The sequence below is a fragment of the Streptomyces reniochalinae genome, assembly GCF_003323735.1.
GTDB classification, from domain to species: Bacteria; Actinomycetota; Actinomycetes; order Streptomycetales; family Streptomycetaceae; genus Streptomyces; species Streptomyces reniochalinae.
On record NZ_QOIM01000005.1, the window covers coordinates 1 to 656 of the forward strand.

1 protein-coding gene is annotated in these 656 nt (G+C 71.3%); it reads right to left on the reverse strand.

Annotation, left to right across the window (positions count from 1 at the left end; all coding sequences use genetic code 11):
- Positions 1 to 656 (reverse strand): beta-ketoacyl reductase (locus DQ392_RS00020; protein WP_114013351.1); only part of this gene is annotated, 656 nt, incomplete at both ends.

Consider the following 656-nt stretch of genomic DNA (forward strand, 5'->3'; position numbering starts at 1 on the left):
CGGTCGTGGTCGGTGCCGGTCAGGGCACCGGTCATGCCACTGGCCTCCTCCCACAACCCCCACGCCAACGACACACCGGGAAGACCCTGCGCCTGACGGTACTGGGCCAACGCGTCCAGGAAGGTGTTGCCGGCCGCGTAGTTGGCCTGACCCGGAGTGCCCAGCGTCCCGGCGACCGAGGAGAACAACACGAACGCCGACAACCCCGCCCCCCGCGTGAGGTGATGCAGATTCCAGGCCGCGTCCACCTTCGGCCGCAACACCCGCGCCAAACCCGCCGGGGTCAGCGAGTCCAGCGTCGCGTCCTCCAGCACCCCCGCGGTATGGAAGACCGCACTCAACGGATGCTGCGCCGGAACGGTGTCCAGGAGATCGGCGAGCGCGTCCTGGTCGGCCACATCACACGCGGCCACCTCCACCCGCGCCCCCGCGGCCTCCAACTCGGCCACCAACTCGGCGGCACCCGCGGCGTCCATACCGCTGCGGCTGACCAGCAACAACCGCTCCACCCCGTACCGGGCCACCAGATGCCGCGCGGTAGCCGCACCCAACACACCGGTCCCCCCGGTCACCAACACCGTGCCCCCGGCACCCAACCCCCACAGACCACTGTCAGCCGGGGACGCGGCCGTCTCCCCGGTCTTGGCCAGACGCGG